Source organism: Arthrobacter sp. (assembly GCF_048266065.1).
GTDB lineage: Bacteria > Actinomycetota > Actinomycetes > Actinomycetales > Micrococcaceae > Arthrobacter_H.
Window position 1 is genome coordinate 1 of the sequence record NZ_JBLXAH010000007.1, and the last position, 18,187, is coordinate 18,187.

At 68.9% G+C, this 18,187-nt stretch carries 21 protein-coding genes; 13 read left to right on the forward strand and 8 right to left on the reverse strand.

The genetic code is table 11. The annotated features are described in order from the left end of the window. The first annotated feature begins 85 nt into the window (after nucleotides 1-85). From ACN0TP_RS12285 to ACN0TP_RS12300, 4 genes are all read left to right on the forward strand, one after another. A complete protein-coding gene (locus tag ACN0TP_RS12285; protein ID WP_417219413.1) occupies nucleotides 86-727 on the forward strand; it encodes a LysE family translocator in 642 nt (213 codons plus the stop codon). Nucleotides 728-987: 260 nt separating this feature from the next. Next, entirely contained in the window at nucleotides 988-1,347 is a 360-nt protein-coding gene (locus ACN0TP_RS12290) for a nuclear transport factor 2 family protein (RefSeq protein ID WP_417219414.1), read from the forward strand. Between the two features lie 4 nt (nucleotides 1,348-1,351). Further along, a complete protein-coding gene (locus tag ACN0TP_RS12295; RefSeq protein WP_417219415.1) occupies nucleotides 1,352-1,726 on the forward strand; it encodes a TfoX/Sxy family protein in 375 nt (124 codons plus the stop codon). 116 nt (nucleotides 1,727-1,842) lie between these two features. Beyond that, nucleotides 1,843-2,988 carry a hypothetical protein gene (locus ACN0TP_RS12300; RefSeq protein WP_417219416.1) on the forward strand — a complete coding sequence of 382 codons (1,146 nt, stop codon included), beginning with the start codon at nucleotides 1,843-1,845 and terminating at the stop codon, nucleotides 2,986-2,988. A 16-nt stretch (nucleotides 2,989-3,004) separates the two neighbouring features. Here ACN0TP_RS12300 and ACN0TP_RS12305 read toward each other — a convergent pair whose 3' ends face one another. From ACN0TP_RS12305 to ACN0TP_RS12320, 4 genes are all read right to left on the reverse strand, one after another. Further along, on the reverse strand, nucleotides 3,005-4,231 hold the full coding sequence (locus tag ACN0TP_RS12305) for a CynX/NimT family MFS transporter (RefSeq protein ID WP_417219417.1): 1,227 nt from the start codon (nucleotides 4,229-4,231) through the stop codon (nucleotides 3,005-3,007). After that, on the reverse strand, nucleotides 4,228-5,460 hold the full coding sequence (locus ACN0TP_RS12310) for a multidrug effflux MFS transporter (protein WP_417219418.1): 1,233 nt from the start codon (nucleotides 5,458-5,460) through the stop codon (nucleotides 4,228-4,230). Before ACN0TP_RS12310 ends, ACN0TP_RS12305 begins: the two co-directional genes overlap by 4 nt. Before the next feature lie 82 nt (nucleotides 5,461-5,542). Next, nucleotides 5,543-5,773, reverse strand: coding sequence for a hypothetical protein (locus ACN0TP_RS12315; protein ID WP_417219420.1), 231 nt, complete (start codon nucleotides 5,771-5,773; stop codon nucleotides 5,543-5,545). A gap of 164 nt (nucleotides 5,774-5,937) precedes the next feature. Continuing rightward, nucleotides 5,938-6,600, reverse strand: a complete 663-nt coding sequence (locus ACN0TP_RS12320; protein WP_417219422.1) for a hypothetical protein — start codon at nucleotides 6,598-6,600, stop codon at nucleotides 5,938-5,940. A gap of 122 nt (nucleotides 6,601-6,722) precedes the next feature. Between ACN0TP_RS12320 and ACN0TP_RS12325 the strand changes: the two genes are divergently transcribed. From ACN0TP_RS12325 to ACN0TP_RS12340, 4 genes are all read left to right on the forward strand, one after another. Further along, nucleotides 6,723-7,430: an alpha/beta fold hydrolase gene (locus tag ACN0TP_RS12325; protein WP_417219424.1), complete on the forward strand. Its 708-nt coding sequence runs from the start codon at nucleotides 6,723-6,725 to the stop codon at nucleotides 7,428-7,430. Between the two features lie 174 nt (nucleotides 7,431-7,604). Next, a complete protein-coding gene (locus ACN0TP_RS12330) occupies nucleotides 7,605-8,741 on the forward strand; it encodes a Rieske 2Fe-2S domain-containing protein (RefSeq protein WP_417219426.1) in 1,137 nt (378 codons plus the stop codon). A 13-nt stretch (nucleotides 8,742-8,754) separates the two neighbouring features. Beyond that, complete coding sequence (locus tag ACN0TP_RS12335) at nucleotides 8,755-9,786, forward strand: PDR/VanB family oxidoreductase (protein ID WP_417219428.1); 1,032 nt, start codon at nucleotides 8,755-8,757, stop codon at nucleotides 9,784-9,786. A gap of 30 nt (nucleotides 9,787-9,816) precedes the next feature. Next, nucleotides 9,817-10,359 (forward strand): GNAT family N-acetyltransferase, encoded by a 543-nt coding sequence (locus ACN0TP_RS12340; protein WP_417219430.1) that lies wholly within the window; start codon nucleotides 9,817-9,819, stop codon nucleotides 10,357-10,359. A gap of 49 nt (nucleotides 10,360-10,408) precedes the next feature. Here ACN0TP_RS12340 and ACN0TP_RS12345 read toward each other — a convergent pair whose 3' ends face one another. Next, nucleotides 10,409-11,200, reverse strand: coding sequence for an SGNH/GDSL hydrolase family protein (locus ACN0TP_RS12345; protein ID WP_417219431.1), 792 nt, complete (start codon nucleotides 11,198-11,200; stop codon nucleotides 10,409-10,411). Then, nucleotides 11,197-11,943 carry an SDR family oxidoreductase gene (locus ACN0TP_RS12350; RefSeq protein ID WP_417219432.1) on the reverse strand — a complete coding sequence of 249 codons (747 nt, stop codon included), beginning with the start codon at nucleotides 11,941-11,943 and terminating at the stop codon, nucleotides 11,197-11,199. Before ACN0TP_RS12350 ends, ACN0TP_RS12345 begins: the two co-directional genes overlap by 4 nt. Before the next feature lie 87 nt (nucleotides 11,944-12,030). On the opposite strand from ACN0TP_RS12350, the gene ACN0TP_RS12355 reads away from it, so the two are divergent. Next, nucleotides 12,031-12,369, forward strand: coding sequence for a YnfA family protein (locus ACN0TP_RS12355; protein WP_417219433.1), 339 nt, complete (start codon nucleotides 12,031-12,033; stop codon nucleotides 12,367-12,369). Between the two features lie 40 nt (nucleotides 12,370-12,409). Here the strand turns inward: ACN0TP_RS12355 and ACN0TP_RS12360 are convergent, their stop codons facing one another. Further along, nucleotides 12,410-13,648: an acyl-CoA dehydrogenase family protein gene (locus tag ACN0TP_RS12360; RefSeq protein ID WP_417219435.1), complete on the reverse strand. Its 1,239-nt coding sequence runs from the start codon at nucleotides 13,646-13,648 to the stop codon at nucleotides 12,410-12,412. A gap of 299 nt (nucleotides 13,649-13,947) precedes the next feature. On the opposite strand from ACN0TP_RS12360, the gene ACN0TP_RS12365 reads away from it, so the two are divergent. Together ACN0TP_RS12365 and ACN0TP_RS12370 are read left to right on the forward strand one after the other, a co-directional pair. Continuing rightward, nucleotides 13,948-15,204, forward strand: coding sequence for an acyl-CoA dehydrogenase family protein (locus tag ACN0TP_RS12365; RefSeq protein ID WP_417219436.1), 1,257 nt, complete (start codon nucleotides 13,948-13,950; stop codon nucleotides 15,202-15,204). Between the two features lie 154 nt (nucleotides 15,205-15,358). Further along, nucleotides 15,359-15,706 carry a hypothetical protein gene (locus ACN0TP_RS12370; RefSeq protein WP_417219438.1) on the forward strand — a complete coding sequence of 116 codons (348 nt, stop codon included), beginning with the start codon at nucleotides 15,359-15,361 and terminating at the stop codon, nucleotides 15,704-15,706. A gap of 3 nt (nucleotides 15,707-15,709) precedes the next feature. On the opposite strand, the gene ACN0TP_RS12375 is transcribed toward ACN0TP_RS12370, so the two are convergent. Beyond that, complete coding sequence (locus ACN0TP_RS12375) at nucleotides 15,710-16,888, reverse strand: ABC transporter permease (protein WP_417219439.1); 1,179 nt, start codon at nucleotides 16,886-16,888, stop codon at nucleotides 15,710-15,712. 93 nt (nucleotides 16,889-16,981) lie between these two features. On the opposite strand from ACN0TP_RS12375, the gene ACN0TP_RS12380 reads away from it, so the two are divergent. Next, nucleotides 16,982-17,575 carry a TetR/AcrR family transcriptional regulator gene (locus ACN0TP_RS12380; protein WP_417219441.1) on the forward strand — a complete coding sequence of 198 codons (594 nt, stop codon included), beginning with the start codon at nucleotides 16,982-16,984 and terminating at the stop codon, nucleotides 17,573-17,575. Nucleotides 17,576-17,761: 186 nt separating this feature from the next. Beyond that, a complete protein-coding gene (locus ACN0TP_RS12385) occupies nucleotides 17,762-18,136 on the forward strand; it encodes a VOC family protein (protein WP_417219443.1) in 375 nt (124 codons plus the stop codon). Nucleotides 18,137-18,187: the final 51 nt, after the last annotated feature.

Sequence of the window (18,187 nt, forward strand, 5' to 3'; positions counted from 1 at the left end):
GTCCGCTTCGATACCCAATGGATATTCTGATGAAACGCTGGCCGGCATCAAACGACTACCGACCCACGCACCTAGGCTGGCGTCCATGACCATCGACCAGGCCCTGCTCTCCTTCGCCGTCGTCGCCGCCCTGCTGACGATCATCCCGGGGCTCGACACCGTGCTGGTGTTGCGCTCCTCCATCAGCCAAGGCCGCCTGCACGGGTATGCGACTGCCTTGGGCATCAACGCGGGAGCCATGGCCTGGGGCATCGCCGCCGCGGTCGGTGCCTCCGCACTGCTGGCCGCGTCAGAGACCGCGTTCACCGTGCTCAAGCTCGCCGGGGCCCTCTACATGGCCTGGCTGGGTGCCACCATGCTGTGGCGTTCCTTCAGCAGCAAGCCCGCCACCGTGGTCGCCGGCCAGCAGGTTTCCGCAGGTCGCGGCGGCTTGCTGCTCTCGTGGGCCAAGGGTGCCGGAACCAACCTGCTCAACCCCAAGGTCGGGGTCTTCTACATTGCGATGATCCCCCAATTCATCCCCGACGGCACCTCCACGCTGCTCATGGGCGTCGCGCTCGCCGGCGTGCACAATCTGCTGGGACTGGCCTGGTTCTCCGTGATCATCAACGGCACCCACCTGGTCCGCGGCACGTTCCAACGCCCCGGATTCATCCGCTGGACCGACCGCGTGACCGGCACGGCCCTCATCGGATTCGGCGCCTCGCTGGCGCTCAAGAGCCGCTAAAGGCACGTAGCTCTACCGTCCGGCGGAATGGACGATGCCTCAGTAGCCAGCGCCTCCGATGGCCATGCCCGGCAACCCATGGGAGCTGCTCCTGCCCCACCCTCTCGGATTCGGTGCAGGAATTCCGCCTCATGACGCACTGGCAGCTTCGCCGGGACAGGAGATCCGTTGACACGATCCGACGCCGGCACAAGACTTGACCCATCCGCGGACCAGCCGACGATCCGCCGGAACCGATACCCGAGCACACGGAGAACCGCATGCTGCAAGGCCCTGCCTACGACGTCGTGAAGCAGTACCACCAGGCCTGGACGAGCGGGGACATCGAGACCGCCATGGCGTACGTGGCCGACGATGTGGTGTGCCGGGCACCGGGAGCCGACCTCCACGGGATCGAGGCCTACCGGGAATTCATTGGCGGATTCGCGCCCCGGCTCACCGGCATCGGAGACATCGCCGAATTCGCCGACGCGGCGCACGTTGCCTTGTTCTACTACCCGCAGACCGCGGCCACCAGCACGACTCCGGCCGCGGAGTACTTCACGGTCAAGAACGGGAAGATCGCCGAGAGCGTCTTGATTTTCGACCGGCTCTCCTACGGACCGCCCCCACAGGACTGAGGCGGTGCGCGCGATCTCCCCGGAGCAGGCCGACCTCATCGAACGACTCCGCACTCTTCTTTCCGGCGAACCCGCCGTGCGGGAGGTTTCGATGTTCGGTGGCCGGGCGTTCATGGTGAATGACCGGATGGTCGTCAGTGCGCAGAAGCATGGTGGTCTGCTGGTGCACGCCGATGCCGAGCGGTACGGGGAACTTCTGGGACGCTCCGGGGCACGTCCGGCGACCATGGGGACAGGACGAACCATGGGGCCCGGGTGGATCGAGGTCTCCGCGGGTTGGGCCGCGGACGACGAGATGTTGGGCTGGTGGATCGGGGTGGCCATGGAGCACAACAGAGCCATCGGTGGCCCCGAACGTGGCGGTGCCGAAACGTTATGAACCCCGTTCCGCGGGAACCGCGCCAGCTGTCATAGGATGCTCACAGGTGGTCGCCGCGAGGGACCGCGCGTCGTGCATTTTGGGGGAGCCAAGGCTCCGAGGGGGAAGGGGCCGCCATGCGCAGGTCACCGGTTGTCGTCGCCCTGCTGGCCGTGCTCTCGGCGAGTCTGGTCCTGGCGCTGGGCACCGGCCCCGCCGTCGCCATCGCCCCCACCGTTCTGCCGATCGGCAGCTCGGTCCCGGCACGCGCACCCGCCCTTTCGCTGGCCTCGGCCTCACCGCGGCACCAGATCACCAAGTACTTCACCGTCCACGGCACCCTGCAGGCCGGGGACCGCGTGGTGCTCCAACGCAGGTCGGCGAAGAAATGGGCCACCGTCTCCACCCGCACGCTGGCCCGCCCGGCCACCAGCACCCGGGCCGGCTACCGGTTCCAGCGCGAGGGCGCGGCCAGCTTCCGCGCCGTCCTCCTCCGCCAGGGCAAGCGGGTCGCCACCACGGCCACCCGGGCCTCCACCTACCGCCGGGTGGCCACCGAAGCCTGGACCAACGCCGATGACAACCGCATCTTCACCCGCATCGGCGGCCGGATTGCCGCCGGCGAGCGCACGTCGGATACCGTCGTCGTCTTCGGGCAGTTCAGCCGCCGCACCGTCTCCCTGCAGGTGCTGCGCGGCAGGAAATGGACCACCATCGCCCGCCGCACCACCAGTTCCCCCGGCTACGGCCTTGCGAAGTTCACCACCCCTTCGACCACCGCCACGGTGACCCGCAAGTACCGCTACCAGGTCTCCGGGACGACGGCGGAACGCCCGGTCACCTCGCGCGTCACCACGGTGCGCCACATGAACCCGCGCGACTACCGCGGTGCGGTGCGCACGGCCTACACCTACATGAAGTCCTACTGCCCGCGCCAGGTCATCACCCTCTCGCCCGACCCGCGCGAGGACACCAGCTTCTCCACCTACCCCGACCTGCAGATCGAGCTCGCCCGCACGTTGCGCCCGGGCAAGACCATGCAATACATCGCCCTGCACGAATGCGCGCACATCCGCACGTTCAAGGTCTACGGGGACTCGATCGATGCCGGGGAGAAGAAGCTGGACAAGATCTACGGCAAGGGCAACGGGGTGGAGATGCTCGCCGACTGCATGTCCTACCGGATGGGTGCCGACGTGGGCTACGGCGGCGCCTACACCACCCGGTGCACGGGTGCCCGGGGCATCGCGGCCCAGCGGGTGCTGGCGGGCAAAAAGGCGTAACCGGAGTCCGCGGGACTCAGGCCCGGTCGGAAAGCCGGGTGGCGATCAGGGTGCCCACGGTGAACGCCAACGTCGAGGCCAGGACCAGCAGCAGGGGTGCGGTCCACCCGCCGGTGAGCGTGTTCAGCCAGCCGGCCACCGGGGGAGCCGCGGTGGCCGCCAGGTAGCCCCCTCCCTGGATACGGGCCGAGGCGAACGCCGCCTCACCATCGGTGCGGGAAATCCGCGGGATGACGGAGAAGATCGCGGTGAAGCCGCCGCCCTGGGCGACGCCGCCGATGATGGACCACAGCACAAACGCCTGCGGTGCGGCCAACAGGCCCACCGGCAGGATGATCCAGAACCCGGACAGGATGGCCCCGGCGACCCAGAGCCGGGACCGCGCGGCCACCAACGGCACCCCGAATGCCCCGATGATGGCCGCCACCTGGAACAGGGACGCCGAGGCACCGGAGGCCGCCGGGGCCAACCCGCGGGTCTCGGTCAGCATCAGCGGCAGCCAGGCGGTGGTGGCGTAGTAGGCGGCGGACTGGCCGCAAAAGGCCAGGACCAGCAGTGCGACGATCCGCCGGGTGTGGGCCTTTTGGGCCGCGGTCCGCTCGGGGGCATGTGGCGCGGACGCGGCCGGGGACGCCGGGGAGGCCGCCGCCGCGGCGGGTGGGGCGACCGCGGCGGGTGCGCTCCGGCGTCGTACCAGCCAATAGCCCAACCCGATCGCGGTGATGATCGACCACGCGGCGATCGCCCACCGCCAGCCGGCGAACCCGGACAGCGGGGCGGTGCCCAGCAGCACGGCCATGGAGCCGACGTTCATGGTCGCCGAGTAGGCGCCGGTGACCGCGGAGACCTTGTTCCACGGCACGTCGCGGCGGATGAGCACGGGGACCGCGATGTTGCCCAGCGTCATGGCGGCACCTATCAGTGCCGTGCCGGCCAGCACCACCACGGCGGGGCCGGCGGAGCGGGTCAGCGTGCCGGCCAGCACCCCGGCCAGGCAGAGGGCGACGGTGGTCTCGGGGCCGTATTTGCGGATGGTGCGGGTGGCCAGCGGGGTGGCGATGGCGAAGAGCAGCACCGGCAGCCCGGTCAGCAGGCCGGCGCCGGCGGCGGAGAGTCCGGTGCCCTCGCGGATCTGCGCGATCACCGCGGTGGGGGCGATGATCGGCGCTCGCAGGCTCAACGCCACCATGACGATCCCGGCGATCACCCACGGCAGCGCCGAACGCCCGGTGGTCCGCATCATGCCCGGGCTCCCGCCGCCGCGGTGGGGTGGAAGCGGTCGCGGGTGGCGAACAGGGCCCCGGCGGCCAGCAGCGAGCAGCCCAGCAGCACCAGTCCGAGCGGGAGGGCGCTGTGTCCGCCGCCCAGGCCGCCGAGCGGGGAGACGATGGCGCCCAGGGTGAACTGCGCACCGCCCAGCCAGGCCGAACCGCTGCCGGAAACGTGCCTGACCTCAGCCAGCGCCAGCGAGGTGGTGTTGCCCATGACGAACCCGATGGAACAGGTGGTCGCAAAGACCAGCGCCACCAGCGTCCACCCGGGTGCCCCGGAGACCGCGCAGAGCGTGAAGGCGGCGCCGGTGCAGATCAGTACGCTGACCGCTGCGGTGACCGTGCGGCGCAACGGGATGTGCGTGGCGATGCGGGCGGAGATGAGCCCGCACGCCATCATCCCCAGGGCGTTGGCCCCGAAGAGCAGCGCGAACACGGTGGGGGTGAACCCCAGGACCCCCTGGTAGATGAACGGGGAGGCCGAAATGTAGCCCATGAGCATCCCGAAGGAGGCGCCGAAGAGCACGATGTAGCCCACGAACCGCCGGTGCCCGATGGCCTCGCCCAACCCGCCGAACAGGTGCCCGGTGCGCCGGCGCTCCACGGGAAGCGACTCGCGGACCTGCCACAGGGCGCCGAGCAGCATGAGTGCCGCCATGAGGGTGATCGTCCACAGGATCGCCCGCCAGCCGCCGGCGGTGAAGACCAGGCTGCCGACGTTGGGCGCCAGGGCCGGGGCCACCCCGGAAATGGTCATCATGATGGAAAACAGCCGCGCCGCCTGCCCGCCCACTGCACGGTCGGAAACCACGGCGCGGGCCAGTACGACGCCGGCTGCCGCACTGAGTCCCTGCAGAAACCTGGCGCCGATCAGCAGTTCGATGGTCGGCGCCAGTGCGACCGCCACGGAGGAGAGGACGAAGACCGATGAGCCGATCAGCAGTGGTCGGATCCTCCCGTACCGGTCCGAGAGCGGGCCGAAGAACAACTGGCCGGCGCCCATGCCCAGCAGGAACCCGGTCAGGGTCAGCTGGATGGTTGAGGCGCCGACGTCGAACTCGCGGGCCATCGCCGGGAAGGCCGGCAGGTACAGGTCGGTCGCGACGGGCCCGGCCATCGTCAGCAGGCCCAGGGCGATCAGCAGCAGCGGTGGAAACGGGGTGGGTTGGCCCTGAGCTGGGGTCGTTCGGCTCACGGGCATGGTGTCGATGCTATCGCCGCGGTGGTTCTTGTGCCCGCTGAGGCGCACCGTGTGACGTTTCGAGGCCTGGTGGCTGCCGATGCTAGGCGACGGAGTTGGTCAGGCGGTGCCCGGAGAAGTAGCGGGAATGCGTCTTCATGATCGTTTCCACGGAATTGCTGTTCAACGAAACGATTTCCCACTCGCCGTCCGTGCGTTCGCGTTCCCGCCGTAGCCGTTCGGCCAGGGCCCGCTGGGGGCCGTCCTTGCCTTCGAACGCGGTGACGAGACGGTCCCGGGTGCTGCGGTTGTACTCAATGAGGTAGCCGGACATCAAGTGTTCCCTTCCCGCCGAGGCATGGATTCGAATGCTGATCGAAGCGTACTGCAGAGTTGCATGAGTGGGCGTTCACGCTTCTGCACGGACTCCCGTGCCCTCGCCACTTCCAGCACACTGGCATTTTCCAGGTCACTTTCGGGCGGTCTGGGGCCCACGTGTTATGCGAGCTCACGGTCACGCTGATCCAGTATGTTGCGTTCGTTTTCGATGTCAGCAATGCTGCCCGAAAGCTCCTGGAGCTGCGCGACCAGTTCCCTCTGCCGGGGATCGGATGGGACGTTGGCGTATCTGATTTCCCGTCCCAGCGTATCGGCCGCGGATTCGTACATATTCGCCCACATGCCCTGGAGGTGGGTACGTACTTGAACCTCAACCCTGGACGGCAATTTCAACCAGATATGCACAGCTCGGTACCCACTATGGGGCGTTGATCGAATGTCATGGATGGCACTAGCTGGTTCTTGGCTGAACAAGCCTGCGATAGCAAGGGCAACGCCGTCCTGTTCATCAAGCGACATTTCGGCTTCGAAGCGGACACCTGCAATGTCCTGGACATTTTGCAGGGGAGTGTTTCGATCCCGGTGCAATTTTTGTCGGAGCGTATCGATGGTCTTGGGACGCGAGGTGATTTCCGGGATTCGACCATGAAGCAGTGGCTCCCAGTCCAGTGAGTCCAGCGCATATTGTGCATCGAGGGCGAGCCCATTGAAATAGGTCACCACCTCGTCATAGGTGGGATCGTGTGCAGCCGCATCATGTCCGTCGCGGATCGCATGCCCCAAGGAGCGTAGTTGTCTGTTGGTCCACGGAGCCCTGTCCATGCTCGTATCGTACGTGGCCCAGCAGGAGCTTCGAGGTGCCGTGGATGAAACCATGGGCGGTGGGTCCGCGTGCGACCGGATGTACCGTGGGGCATCAGCATGCAAACGTGGAGGGGCTGGTCATGGCAGGACCCGACGTCTTCTTCATCCCCGGCACCCTCATGCCGCCGTCGTGCTTCGATGGCGTGGCCGTGCCGACGGGGGCGTCCGGCGCGACGGTGGACTGGATGGCCGAGGTCCGCCCCTGTGGCATGGACGCCGTGGTCCGGCACGTCCTCGGGCGTGCAGCGGAGCGCGGCCCTGCGGTGCTGGTCGGGCACTCGACCGGAGGCGCCATTGCGGCGCTGGCGGCACTGCGCCGACCCGACCTCGTCGCCGGGCTGGTGCTCATCAACTCGGGACCCAACATGGTGGGCCATGGTGCCGTGGCGGGGATGCTCGAGCGGCTGACCGGGCCCACGGATGATGCCATGTGGGAGGAATTTGCGCGCGCGAACGTTCCGGGCGGCAGTCCGGGGGAGTGGATCGACGCGATGGTCGACTACGGCCGGCGCATCGGTGGGGCGCAGGCCGCCGCCATCCTCGCCGACCAGGCCGCCATCGACCTGCTGGACACGCCACCGCGCACCGGGCTGCCGGTGGAGGTGCTCCATGGTGCGCTCGATGCCAAGCGCACCATCGGAGACGCCAAGGCCTGGGCGCACGTCTTTCCCGACGCCCACCTTGAGGTGCTCGCCGACTGCGGGCACACGCCGCCGCTGGAGCGCCCGCAGGCCGTCGCCTCAGCGCTCGGGCGATTGGCCCGGCGGATCCGCACGGCCCGCGCCTGAGCGTCCCGGGCCACTTTCCCCTGGGTGCGTGGTGTGTCTGCGCGCGATCTTGCTGGGGTCTTGCCAACTATCTATGTTCATAGTTAGTCTGTGGTTCACGCCACACCCACTATCAACATAGATAGTCGTCCGGATGCGCTCGCCGTCCCGGGGGACTCATGAAGGGACCACGCCATGACCGCCGTCGCCGCACCGCGCACCGCTCCCGGGGGAACACCCGCCGAATCCGCCGGCTCGACCACCGCCAAGGTCTTCAACCACCCGCTCAACTCCTGGTACGTCGCGGCCTGGGACCACGAGGTCACGCGCAAGCCCATGGCCCGGCGCATCGCCAACCAGCCGCTGGCGCTCTTCCGCACCGAGGACGGACGCGCCGCCGCGCTCGCCGACGCCTGCTGGCACCGGTTGGCCCCCCTGTCGATGGGCAAGACCATCGGTGCCGACGGCATCCAGTGCCCGTACCACGGCATCGTCTACAACTCAGCGGGCCGCTGCATCTCCATGCCCGCGCAGGAGACCATCAACCCCAGCGCCACCGTCCCGTCCTACCCGGTCATCGAGCGCTACCGCTACGTCTGGGTCTGGTTGGGCGATCCGACCCAGGCCGACCCGGAGCTGGTGCCCGACATGTCGCAGATGGACTCCGAGGAGTGGGCCGGCGACGGCGAAACCATCCATGCAGCCTGCAACTACCAGCTCATCCTCGACAACTTGATGGACCTCACCCACGAGGAGTTCGTCCACGCCTCCTCGATCGGCCAGGAGGAGCTCAGCGATTCCGAATTCGAGACCACCCACGACGGCAACAAGGTCACCGTCTCACGCTGGATGTTCGACATCGACGCCCCGCCCTTCTGGCTGAAGAACATGCGGGACAAGTTCCCCGGCTTCACCGGCAAGGTCGACCGCTGGCAGATCATCCACTTCGAGGCACCCGGGACCATCCGGATCGACGTCGGCGTGGCCAAGGCCGGCACCGGAGCCCACGAGGGGGACCGCAGCCAGGGCGTCAACGGCTACGTCATGAACACCATCACCCCGGAAACCGATCGGACCTCGCACTACTTCTGGGCGTTCATGCGCAACTACCGGCTGGACAGCCAGCTGATCACCACCCAGCTGCGCGACGGCGTCCACGGAGTCTTCGGTGAGGACGAGACCATGCTCAAGGCCCAGCAGGAGGCCATCGACGCCAACCCGGACCACCAGTTCTACAGCCTGAACATCGACGCCGGGGGCATGTGGGTCCGCAGGATCCTGGAAAAGATGCTCGACGCCGAAGGCCGCCCTGCGGCCATCGCGCACCAGTAGGACGGGGAACACCATGGCAGTGAACAGCACGGCTGTGTGGCAGGACGCCGTCGTCATCGAAGCCCACGACGTCGCCGAGGGCATCCGCCGCATCGTCATCGAACCCGAGCTCCCGGTCAACGCCGAACCCGGCTCCCATCTGGACCTCACAGTGCCGATCCAGGGGGAACCGGCGACCCGCTCGTACTCCATCGTCGAGTCCCTCGACGGCGGACGACGCCTGGCCATCAGCGTCTTCCGCGCCCCGGCGTCGCGCGGCGGCTCGATCCACCTGCACACCCTGCAGGCGGGTACTGCGTTGCGCATCACCCAGCCGCTGCAGAACTTCCCGCTGCGGGTCGGGGCGCCGCGCTATGTCCTGCTCGCCGGGGGGATCGGGATCACGGCGATCGCCCACATGGCCCGGGTGCTGAAGTCCATCAAGGCCGACTACCGCCTGGTCTACGCCGGACGCCGCCGGGACGCGATGGCCTACCTGTCCGATCTCGAAGCCGAACACGGCGACCGGATATCCGTCCACGTCGACGCCGAGGGGACGGCCTTGAAGGTACCGGAGCTCATCGCCTCGCTGGATGCTGGCACCGAACTGTACATGTGCGGGCCCATCCGTCTCATGGACGCCGTCCGCCGCGGCTGGAACGATGCGGGATTCGACGCCCCCAACCTGCGCTACGAGACCTTCGGCAACTCCGGCTGGTACGACCCGGAAGAGTTCACCGTGCGGATTCCCCGCCTCGGCGTCGAAGCAACGGTCGGAGCCGGAAGCTCCATGCTCGAGGCACTCGAGGAGGCCGGCGTGGAGATGATGTTCGACTGCCGCAAGGGCGAGTGCGGCCTATGCCAGGTCAAGATCCTGGACCTGGACGGCACAGTGGACCACCGCGACGTCTTCTACAGCCAACGGCAACAGGATGCCTCCTCGCAGATGTGCGTCTGCGTCTCCCGGGTCGCCCGGCCCGCGGGCGCCGAAACCGCAGCGGACGCCGGGGCGGATCCGCAGTGCGCCCGCCACCGGCCCGCGGTGGTGAGCATCGACGTCGGGTAGTGCGGTCGCCCGCCCGGTAGCATCGGTCAGGTGATCCCTGCCATCCAGCTTGCCGAAGGGCTTGTCCTGCGTCCGACCGCGACGCAGGACGCCCCGGCGCTGGCCGCCGCCCACCGGCGCAATCGCTCCCATCTGCAACCCTGGGAGCCACTGCGTGACGAATCGTTCTACACCGAGGTCGGCCAACGGGCACTGCTGCGCCAACAGGTGCGTGACCGGGAGGAGGGGCGGTCGCTGCCGTTGGCCTTGTTCGACGCGGAGGTGGTGATCGGGCAGGTCACGCTGTCGGGGATCACCCATGGGGCGTTCGAAAGCGCCGCGGTGGGCTACTGGATCGACGGGCGGTACCAGGGCCGGGGCATCATGACCAGCGCGCTGCGCGCCGTGATCGAGGTGGCCCGCGCCGTACTGGGCCTGCACCGGATCGAGGCCCAGACGCTGCCGGAAAACCTCGGATCCCAACGCGTCCTGGGCAAGCTCGGCTTCGAGCGGATCGGATGCGCCCCGCGCTATATCCGCATCGCCGGCCAGTGGCGGGACCATGAGATGTTCCAGCTCATCCTGCACGACTGACGTCCTGCACGACTGGCATCCTGCACGACTGGCGCGCGCCCGGCGGGCCTCAGGAGTCGAGGGCCGCGAGGACTGCGTCGGCGACGGCACGCATGCCCGTCGCATTGGGGTGGAACGAGGAGGCCAGCGCGGCCGGCCGCGGAACCAGGGAGTTCACCCACGGATCCGCAGCCCCCACACCGTGGGCGGCGCTGAGTTCCGACGCCAGCACCAGCTCGGCACCCGTGGATGACGCGGCAGTCTGGAAGGCGCATGCCACGTCCGCGCCGATGGCCCTGATCCGCTCCACGGTGGTTCGATCGAAGGGGACATCCCGTTCCGGTTCGGTGTCCCGGCCCAGCAGGGTCAGGTAGTCCACCAGGACCACCCGCGCTTGCGGCGCCCGGTGCCGGGCCGCCTCGACGATCCGGGCCAGCCCGTCGGCGGCCCGTCGCACGTCGGCGTCGGTGGGGTCGGGGACCCGGGGTGCGGGAAACCTGCGGGCGAGCGGGCCGATCCAGCGCTTGCCGCGCCACGATCCGGCGAGTGCACATTTGAGCAGCGAACCCACGTAGTGCAGGTCGTTGCCGCCGGCGGTGACGGTGATGAGGTCGGCGTCGGAGGGCAACAGGGTCACCTGCGGCGGGAAGGAACGCAGGCCCACCCGTTGCGCACGTTCCAGGATGGTGGCCGTCGTGGCCCCGGAAACGCTCAGGTCGGTGAGACGTGTCCCGAGGTCCCGCGCCAGCAGGTGCGCGTAGTTGTTGCCCGATCGCCGGGCCGCGGCGTCGACGACGGGGTCGATCCCGGGGCCCGCGGCGAAGGAACTGCCCAGCGCCGCCACGTGCTGGTAGCCGGTCACCGGGACACCCGGCCCTGCAGGTACCCGCCGAACGTCTGGCGTCCGAAGGGCTTCCCGGGCACCAGGTTGGCACCGGCGTCGAGCCCCTTGAAGGCCCGCAGGAACGGCAGGCGGATCCGGACCGACGGGCGGTGTCCGCCACCCGCGGCCCGCCACTGCCGGTACATTTCACCGACGTCGAGCCGCTCGGGACCGCCGATGTCATCGACCCGTCCCCGGGGATCGCCGGCGGCCAGGTCGGCCAGGCGTTGTGCCACCTCGGGGACCGCGATGCTCTGGAACCTGGCCGCCGGGGCGAACACCACCGGCAGGCGGCGCTGGGCGGAGAAGAGCTGGTCGAGAAGCGTATGGAATTGCGTGGCACGCTGGATGGTCACCGGCACCCCGGAGGCCGTGGCGATTTTCTCGATGTCCAGCCGCTGGTTGTAGTAGGGCATCGGGATGTCCTCGAGGCCGACGATCGAAATCAGCACCAGATGCCCCACCCCGGCGCGTTGGGCGGCCGCTGTGAGGTTGCGGACCAGGCGCAGGTCCTTCTGCCCGCCGGTCTGGGCGCAGTGCACGATCGTGTCGACCCCGCGCAACGCCTCGTCCACCCCCTGTCCGGTGAACAGATCGGCGGCGCGCAGTCCCCGGCGTCCGGAACTGGAGGTGCCGGCGGCCTCTTTGCCGGCGGCCCGTAGTGCGGCGAGCGTCGGGGCGCCGAGCTGCCCGGCGGCCCCGGTGACGAGGATGGTCATCATGGTCCTTTCGATGTCCCTGCCACCAGTCTGCCGCTGACGGCACGGTGTGCGGTAGGTGCCGGCGGGCCGATGGAGAAGACTGGGACCATGAACATCACCAAATCGGTCGTCCTCTTCGCCCTCGCGGCCGTCGCCGAGATCGGTGGTGCCTGGCTGATCTGGCAGACGGTGCGCGAAGACAAGGCCTGGTGGCTGGCCGGACTGGGTGTCATGGCGCTGGGTGCCTACGGGTTCGTCGCCACCCTGCAACCCGAGGCCAGCTTCGGGCGCATCCTGGCGGCCTACGGCGGGGTGTTCGTCGCCGGGTCGCTGGCCTGGGGGATGGCCGTCGACGGCTTCCGGCCCGACCGCTGGGACGTGGCCGGGGCGATGATCTGCCTGGCCGGCGTCGCGGTCATCATGTTCATGCCGCGCAACACCGCCTGACGGCCATCACCGCCGCCGGCCGGCCCCATCGCCCGTTGGCTCAGGTGTACCAGGACGGCTCGGGCAGCCGGCCGATGAGCTCGTACTCGCCGACCTCCCGGCGCTTGTGCGCCACCGGATCGTGCAGCGAATGCGTGCGGATGTTCCGCCAGTACAGGTCCAGGCCCACCGTGTTGGAGGTGGCGCGCGCCCCGGTGAGTTCGAAGATGCGGTTGGTCGTCTCCAGTGCCACGTCGTTGGCGACCTGCTTGGCGGCGGCGATCCGCACCGCCACCCGGCCGCGCGCCCCGGCGTCCACGTCCTCGCGCGGGGCGTGCAGCAGGGCGGAAAGCTCGGCATCCACCGCCTCCGCCAGCGCCTGCCCGGCCCACAGGCGCGAACGCAGTTCCCCGTACGCGGCCAGGATGTAGGGGTCCTCGGTGGCCGATTCCTTCGGGTCAGTCGTGTAGGGCCAGGCGCGTGTGCGCTCCCGCGTGTAGGCCCCGGCGGTGGCCAGCGCCCCCTCGGCGATGCCCAGGTAGATGGCGGTGAAGATCTGCTGGATCAGCGGCACGTTCAACGTGTTGTAGACCAGCGGCTGGAACTCCTTGTCCACGAACCCCGCTGCCTCGGCCCAGCCGATCTGGACGTCGGTGATCTCCACGCCCCCGGATTCGGAGAGCCGCTGGCCCAGGTTGTCCCAGTCCCCGGCGAATACGATGCCCTCCTGCGCCGTCGGCACGATCGCGAACACGTGCTCCCCGGTCGGCAGGGCCCCTTCCAGGACCACCAGGTCGGCCACGCGTGCCCCGGTGCTGAAGGACTTGCGGCCGTTGAACAGCAGCGTCTCGCCCCGGTCCTCGATGGCCAGGTCGTTGTCGCGCGGGTTCACCGCCCCGCCGAAGAACAGGTTCGCCGTGGCGTAGAGCTCCTCGACGGCGGCGATCTGCGCCTCGGTCCCGACCAGGCGCACGGCCCAGGCCCAGAGCAGGTGGTAGCCCAGCAGCTGCCCGATCGATGCGTCCCCGGCGGACACCGCGCGGATGGCGCGCAACGCCGTCGTCCACGGCTGCCCGCCACCACCGTGTTCCGCCGGCGCCACCAGCAGGGTGAGGCCCGAGTCCTTGAGCAGCTGGACCTCGGCCTCCGGCTTGGCCCCGGCCCGGTCGCGCTCGAGCGCATCGAGCGCCAGGATCGCGGCCACCTCCTCGGCGCGGGCAATCCAGGCGGCGGCGGTGCCCGGGGTCGGTTGGCCCCTCCAGGGCGAGGTGGCCAGGGCCTCGGTGAGCGTGGTGGTCATGGGTGGTCCCTTCGTCGGGGCGGCTGGCGCCCGGTCGTCTGCGGTGCATCCCACGGTAGGAAGTGCGGCCGCCGCGCAACAGCAGATGACCGACAGTGGCGTCCCGCGTCGGAAGATGTCGGGACATGGTCGGGATATGACAGTGAAAAGCCACCGAACGACGGCGGTGCACGCCGATTCCGGGCCAGGGTCTCGTCATCTGCTGTCACCAACCGTCATCCGCCGTCACGGGGCCCCGGCACCCGGCCATCAGGACTAGTTTCGGCAGCAGAAGCCACCACCCAACGCCAGGAGCAACCATGACCCAGCAGATTGCCGAACCCCTCACCGCTTCCTACCCGGAGCTGGCCGCCCGCTTCCGTCCCCTCTTCGTGCGCATCGCAGCGGGTGCCTCGCAGCGGGAGAAGGACCACGAACTGCCCGCCGCGGAGATCCGCGAACTGGCCGACGCCGGGTTCGGCGCGGTGCGCGTGCCCGTGGCCGATGGCGGCCTGGGGGCCACCCTTCCCCAGCTGTTCGCCCTGCTGACCGAGCTGGCCGCCGCCGACTCGAACCTCGCCCAGGCCCTGCGCGCCCACTTCGCCTTCGTCGAGGACCGCCTCCTCGCCGAGCCCGGACCGGGCCGGGATGTCTGGCTGGATCGCTTCGTGCGCGGGGAACTGGTCGGCAATTCGTGGACCGAAACCGGTGCCGTCCAGGTCGGGCAGGTGCAGACCAAGGTCGTCCCCGCCCCGGACCTGGGGCCGGGCAAGTTCCGGGTGAACGGGACCAAGTTCTACTCCACCGGCAGCATCTTCGCCGACTGGATCGACGTCTACGCCGAACGCACCGACACCTCCACCCGCATCATCGCCGCGGTCGACGCCCACCAGCCAGGGGTCACGCACGGGGACGACTGGGATGGCTTCGGCCAGCAGACCACCGGCTCCGGGACCTCCACCTTCAGCGACGCCGTCGTGCCCCAGGAGAACTTGATCGACTTCGACACCCGGTTCAAGTACCAGACGGCCTTCTACCAGGCGGTGCTGCTCACCGTGCAGGCCGGCAGCATCCGGGCGGCCCAGCGCGAGTTCTCCGACGAGGTCCGCGCCCGCACCCGCACCTTCAGCCACGCGGCGGCACCGATCTGGCGTGAGGACCCGCAGATCCTTCAAGTCATCGGCGAACTGGCAGCCGCCGGATTTGCCGGCGAGGCCATCGTGAGGAAGGTCGCCGCCGCCTTGCAGGACGCCCACGATGCCGCGCTGCAGCTGCGGGCCGGGGAGATCACGCTGGAGCAGGAGGAACAGGTGAACGACGCCGCCGAACTCGCCTCGGCGGAAGCCCAGGTGGCGCTGACCCCGTTGTCGGTCAACGCGATTTCGCACGCCTTCGATGCCCTGGCCGCCTCGGCGACGTCCACGACGAAGAACCTGGACCGGCACTGGCGCAACGCACGCACCGCATCGAACCACAACCCGTACGTCTTCAAGGCCCGCCTGGTGGGGGACCTGTCGGTGAACGGGACCGCGTTGCCGCGCGTCTGGGCGATCGGTGCGTCCACCGCCGCGAAGTAGCACCGGCAGGCGTCGCCACATTAGGTAACGTATGTGCGACACAACCAAGTAAAGCTAGGCTAAGTAGTGCTTGGTTATTGGTGATGATGCCGGTGGCCGAAGACCTGTCGCAGTGGTCTTCGGCCATCGGTCCGAGTGGCGAAAGGACCCCCGCGTGGAAGCGATCCTGTTCCCGACCATCCACAATGACGAGCTGGACACCGGAGTGGCCAGTCATTGGCTCGTCGGCGGATCCTTCTATCCCACGGTCCACAACCGGCAGGATACCTACGCGCTGCCGGCCTTCGAACTCGAGGGCTCCTGGGTCTATCCCAGCCACTACAACCGGTACATGGGCCCGGAGCTGCCGGCCCTGGCACTGCGGGGCAACCTGCTCATTGCCGCCCATGACCACTACCCGCTCTACGGGATGCCGATGTTCACGGTGCTCTGCCTCTGCCCCGAACACCTGCCGCAGGACCTCGGGCTCACCCTGCCCGAGGGGTGGCCGCCGGCCGGATAGCCCTCAGGCCAGGTGCTTGCCCGTCGACTCCGGCTCGTGCGGCGCCGGCGCATCCGCCGGCCCATCCGCCGACCTGGCTACGGCGGTGGCCGCGGTGGCCGTCGTGGCATCCGGGGCCACGTCCTTCGCGTGCTTGCCCGCATCCGGGGTGGCCGCGTCGGCCTCCGTGGAACCCGCCACGTGGACGACCTCCTGGTTGCGGAAGTGGCCGGCGAGGGTGAAGACCACGCCGAGTAGCGCCCAGCCCGCCAGGACCAGCCAGAAGAAGGTGGAGTTGGCTGCGGGGAAGTAGGAGATGTCTTTGAGCAGGCTGGTCGAGGCACCAGGGACGAACCACTGGCCGATGACACCGGAAGGGCCGGGCAGGAACTGCGACGGGACGTTGGCACCGGAGATCGGATTCGCGACCAGCATGGTCAGCAGGGCACCGACCGGGATGCCCGGTGTGCCGATCAGGGCATTGAGCCCCACGATCAGCGAGCTGGTCCCCAGCAGCGCCAGCCCCGCGGCCAGGACGTTGAGCAGCGCGTTGCCCTGCAGGACGCCGTACATTCCCTGCATGAACACGGTGATGACCACTCCACCCAGCAGGGCGTAGACCAGCAGGGTGGTGAGGCGGCGCCGGTTGCCGACGACCACCAGGGAGACCAGGATGCCGCCGAGCATCCCGCCCATCGCCAGCGGGAAGGAGGCCAGGGCGAGGCCCGCACCGTTGGCGTCGGCCTCGACCAGTGGCACGATGTCGGTGAACTCCACCTGCGGCGCGGCCTGGTGGGCCGCCCCCGCGGCCTTCGAGAGCTGGCCCTGGAGCTGCTGGCTGACGCCCTTCAGGATCTGGGTGATGGCCGCCCCGTTGGCGCCGCCGTCGAGGACCTCGGGCTGCGCGCCTAGGATGATGGCGCCGTAGGCGTCGCGGGACTGGATGCTCTTCACGGCCTCGTCGCGGCTGGCCACCGTGGTGACCTCGAAGACCCCGTCGGCGTTCTCCCCTAGTGCCTTCGTGACTTGTTGGACCTGGGCGTCGGGGCCGGTGATGGCCACCGGAATGTCCTTGGGCGAGGCGTTCAGGCCCGGCCAGGTGAAGGCCAGCAGGATGATCCCCACGATGGCGGCGGCGGCGAAGGCGAGCACGAAGACGCGTGGCCACCTGGTGTGGGGCGTCTGGACGCTGGTGTCGGACATGAGGGGACCTCGCTAGTAAAAGGAATGAACGTTCTCTATAGTGGGGTTCAGGCGCACAGCTGTCAAGAACGATCATTCTTTTTCGAGGGGAACATGCCGAAGGTCACCGAGGAACACCGCAAGGCACGGCGCTTGGAAATCAGCCAGGCCGCGTTGCGGTGCTTCGCCCGCAAGGGATTCCAGGCGACCTCCATGGCGGAGATCATCGCCGAGTCCGGATTGTCCGCGGGGGCCATCTACGGCAACTTCAAGAACAAGGAGGAGCTGATCGGCGAGGCGGTGCGCGAGGTCACCGCGTTCCACGCAGGTCGCGTGGCCGCCCCGCGCGAGGACGGAACCCTGCCGCCTCCGCGCGAAGTCGTCGAACGCTTCGTCGGGGTCCTCGGAGAACACTTCACCGATTTCGGCCTGCTCGTCCAGATCTGGGCCGAGGTGGTCACCGACTCCTCGTTCCAGCACACCGCCTCGACCGTGGCCGCCGGCCTGCGCGGCGTCTTCGAGGGATACGCCGACACCTGGTTGCGCCGACCCGGTGCCCGGGTGGAGGGCGACATCGGGGTCCTCGCCCGGCGCTACGGGGCCGTCATGCTCGGCGTCTGCCAGGGGTTCATCGTGCAGTCTGCCCTCTTCCGCGATTTCGACGCCGAGAACTACCTGTTGGGCCTGGAGATCCTCCAGTTGCCCTAGGCCCGGCGTCTGGGGCGGGCCGCGCTATGCTGGATCCGTGAATACCGGTTCGGCCCCAGGCCACTCACGGATAGGCCATCCGGTAGCGCCTTGAACCGGCGCGGCCCCACGCCCGCGGCGCCCCGCGCACGCCCCCGGCGGACCCACCTCCCAGCGCGTTGACCATTCATCGACGACGGGACCACCATGACAGCCACGTTCAACCACACCATCATCGCCGCGCTCGACAGCGCCACCTCGGCCCGCTTCCACCTCGAGCTGCTGGAGGCCACGGAGGTCGCCTCCTGGGGGCCCTTCACCAACATCATGCTCGACGGCGGCGTGATGCTGCAGTTCGCCGAACCCCCGGTGCAGATCCAGAGCCAGCATTACGCCTTCCTGGTCGATGACCAGCACTTCGACCGTGCCCTGGCACGGCTGCGCGAACAGGGCATCGACTACTGGGCGGATCCGCAGCTGCGCCGCGTGGGGGAAACCAACACCGAACACGGCGGGCGCGGGTTCTACGTCAAGGACCCCGCCGGCCACGGGATCGAACTGATCACCCGCCCCTACCTCTGACGCACGCCACGGCAGGGCGGGTTAGCGCATGATCTCGATTCGTTATGCCCG

Coding starts and splice junctions, on each gene's coding strand:
- ACN0TP_RS12285 (WP_417219413.1), top strand. CDS start 86: ATGACCATCGACCAGGCCCTGCTCTCCTTCGCCGTCGTCGCCGCCCTG.
- ACN0TP_RS12290 (WP_417219414.1), top strand. CDS start 988: ATGCTGCAAGGCCCTGCCTACGACGTCGTGAAGCAGTACCACCAGGCC.
- ACN0TP_RS12300 (WP_417219416.1), top strand. CDS start 1,843: ATGCGCAGGTCACCGGTTGTCGTCGCCCTGCTGGCCGTGCTCTCGGCG.
- ACN0TP_RS12305 (WP_417219417.1), bottom strand. CDS start 4,231: ATGATGCGGACCACCGGGCGTTCGGCGCTGCCGTGGGTGATCGCCGGG.
- ACN0TP_RS12310 (WP_417219418.1), bottom strand. CDS start 5,460: ATGCCCGTGAGCCGAACGACCCCAGCTCAGGGCCAACCCACCCCGTTT.
- ACN0TP_RS12315 (WP_417219420.1), bottom strand. CDS start 5,773: ATGTCCGGCTACCTCATTGAGTACAACCGCAGCACCCGGGACCGTCTC.
- ACN0TP_RS12320 (WP_417219422.1), bottom strand. CDS start 6,600: ATGGACAGGGCTCCGTGGACCAACAGACAACTACGCTCCTTGGGGCAT.
- ACN0TP_RS12325 (WP_417219424.1), top strand. CDS start 6,723: ATGGCAGGACCCGACGTCTTCTTCATCCCCGGCACCCTCATGCCGCCG.
- ACN0TP_RS12330 (WP_417219426.1), top strand. CDS start 7,605: ATGACCGCCGTCGCCGCACCGCGCACCGCTCCCGGGGGAACACCCGCC.
- ACN0TP_RS12335 (WP_417219428.1), top strand. CDS start 8,755: ATGGCAGTGAACAGCACGGCTGTGTGGCAGGACGCCGTCGTCATCGAA.
- ACN0TP_RS12350 (WP_417219432.1), bottom strand. CDS start 11,943: ATGATGACCATCCTCGTCACCGGGGCCGCCGGGCAGCTCGGCGCCCCG.
- ACN0TP_RS12355 (WP_417219433.1), top strand. CDS start 12,031: ATGAACATCACCAAATCGGTCGTCCTCTTCGCCCTCGCGGCCGTCGCC.
- ACN0TP_RS12360 (WP_417219435.1), bottom strand. CDS start 13,648: ATGACCACCACGCTCACCGAGGCCCTGGCCACCTCGCCCTGGAGGGGC.
- ACN0TP_RS12365 (WP_417219436.1), top strand. CDS start 13,948: ATGACCCAGCAGATTGCCGAACCCCTCACCGCTTCCTACCCGGAGCTG.
- ACN0TP_RS12375 (WP_417219439.1), bottom strand. CDS start 16,888: ATGTCCGACACCAGCGTCCAGACGCCCCACACCAGGTGGCCACGCGTC.
- ACN0TP_RS12380 (WP_417219441.1), top strand. CDS start 16,982: ATGCCGAAGGTCACCGAGGAACACCGCAAGGCACGGCGCTTGGAAATC.
- ACN0TP_RS12385 (WP_417219443.1), top strand. CDS start 17,762: ATGACAGCCACGTTCAACCACACCATCATCGCCGCGCTCGACAGCGCC.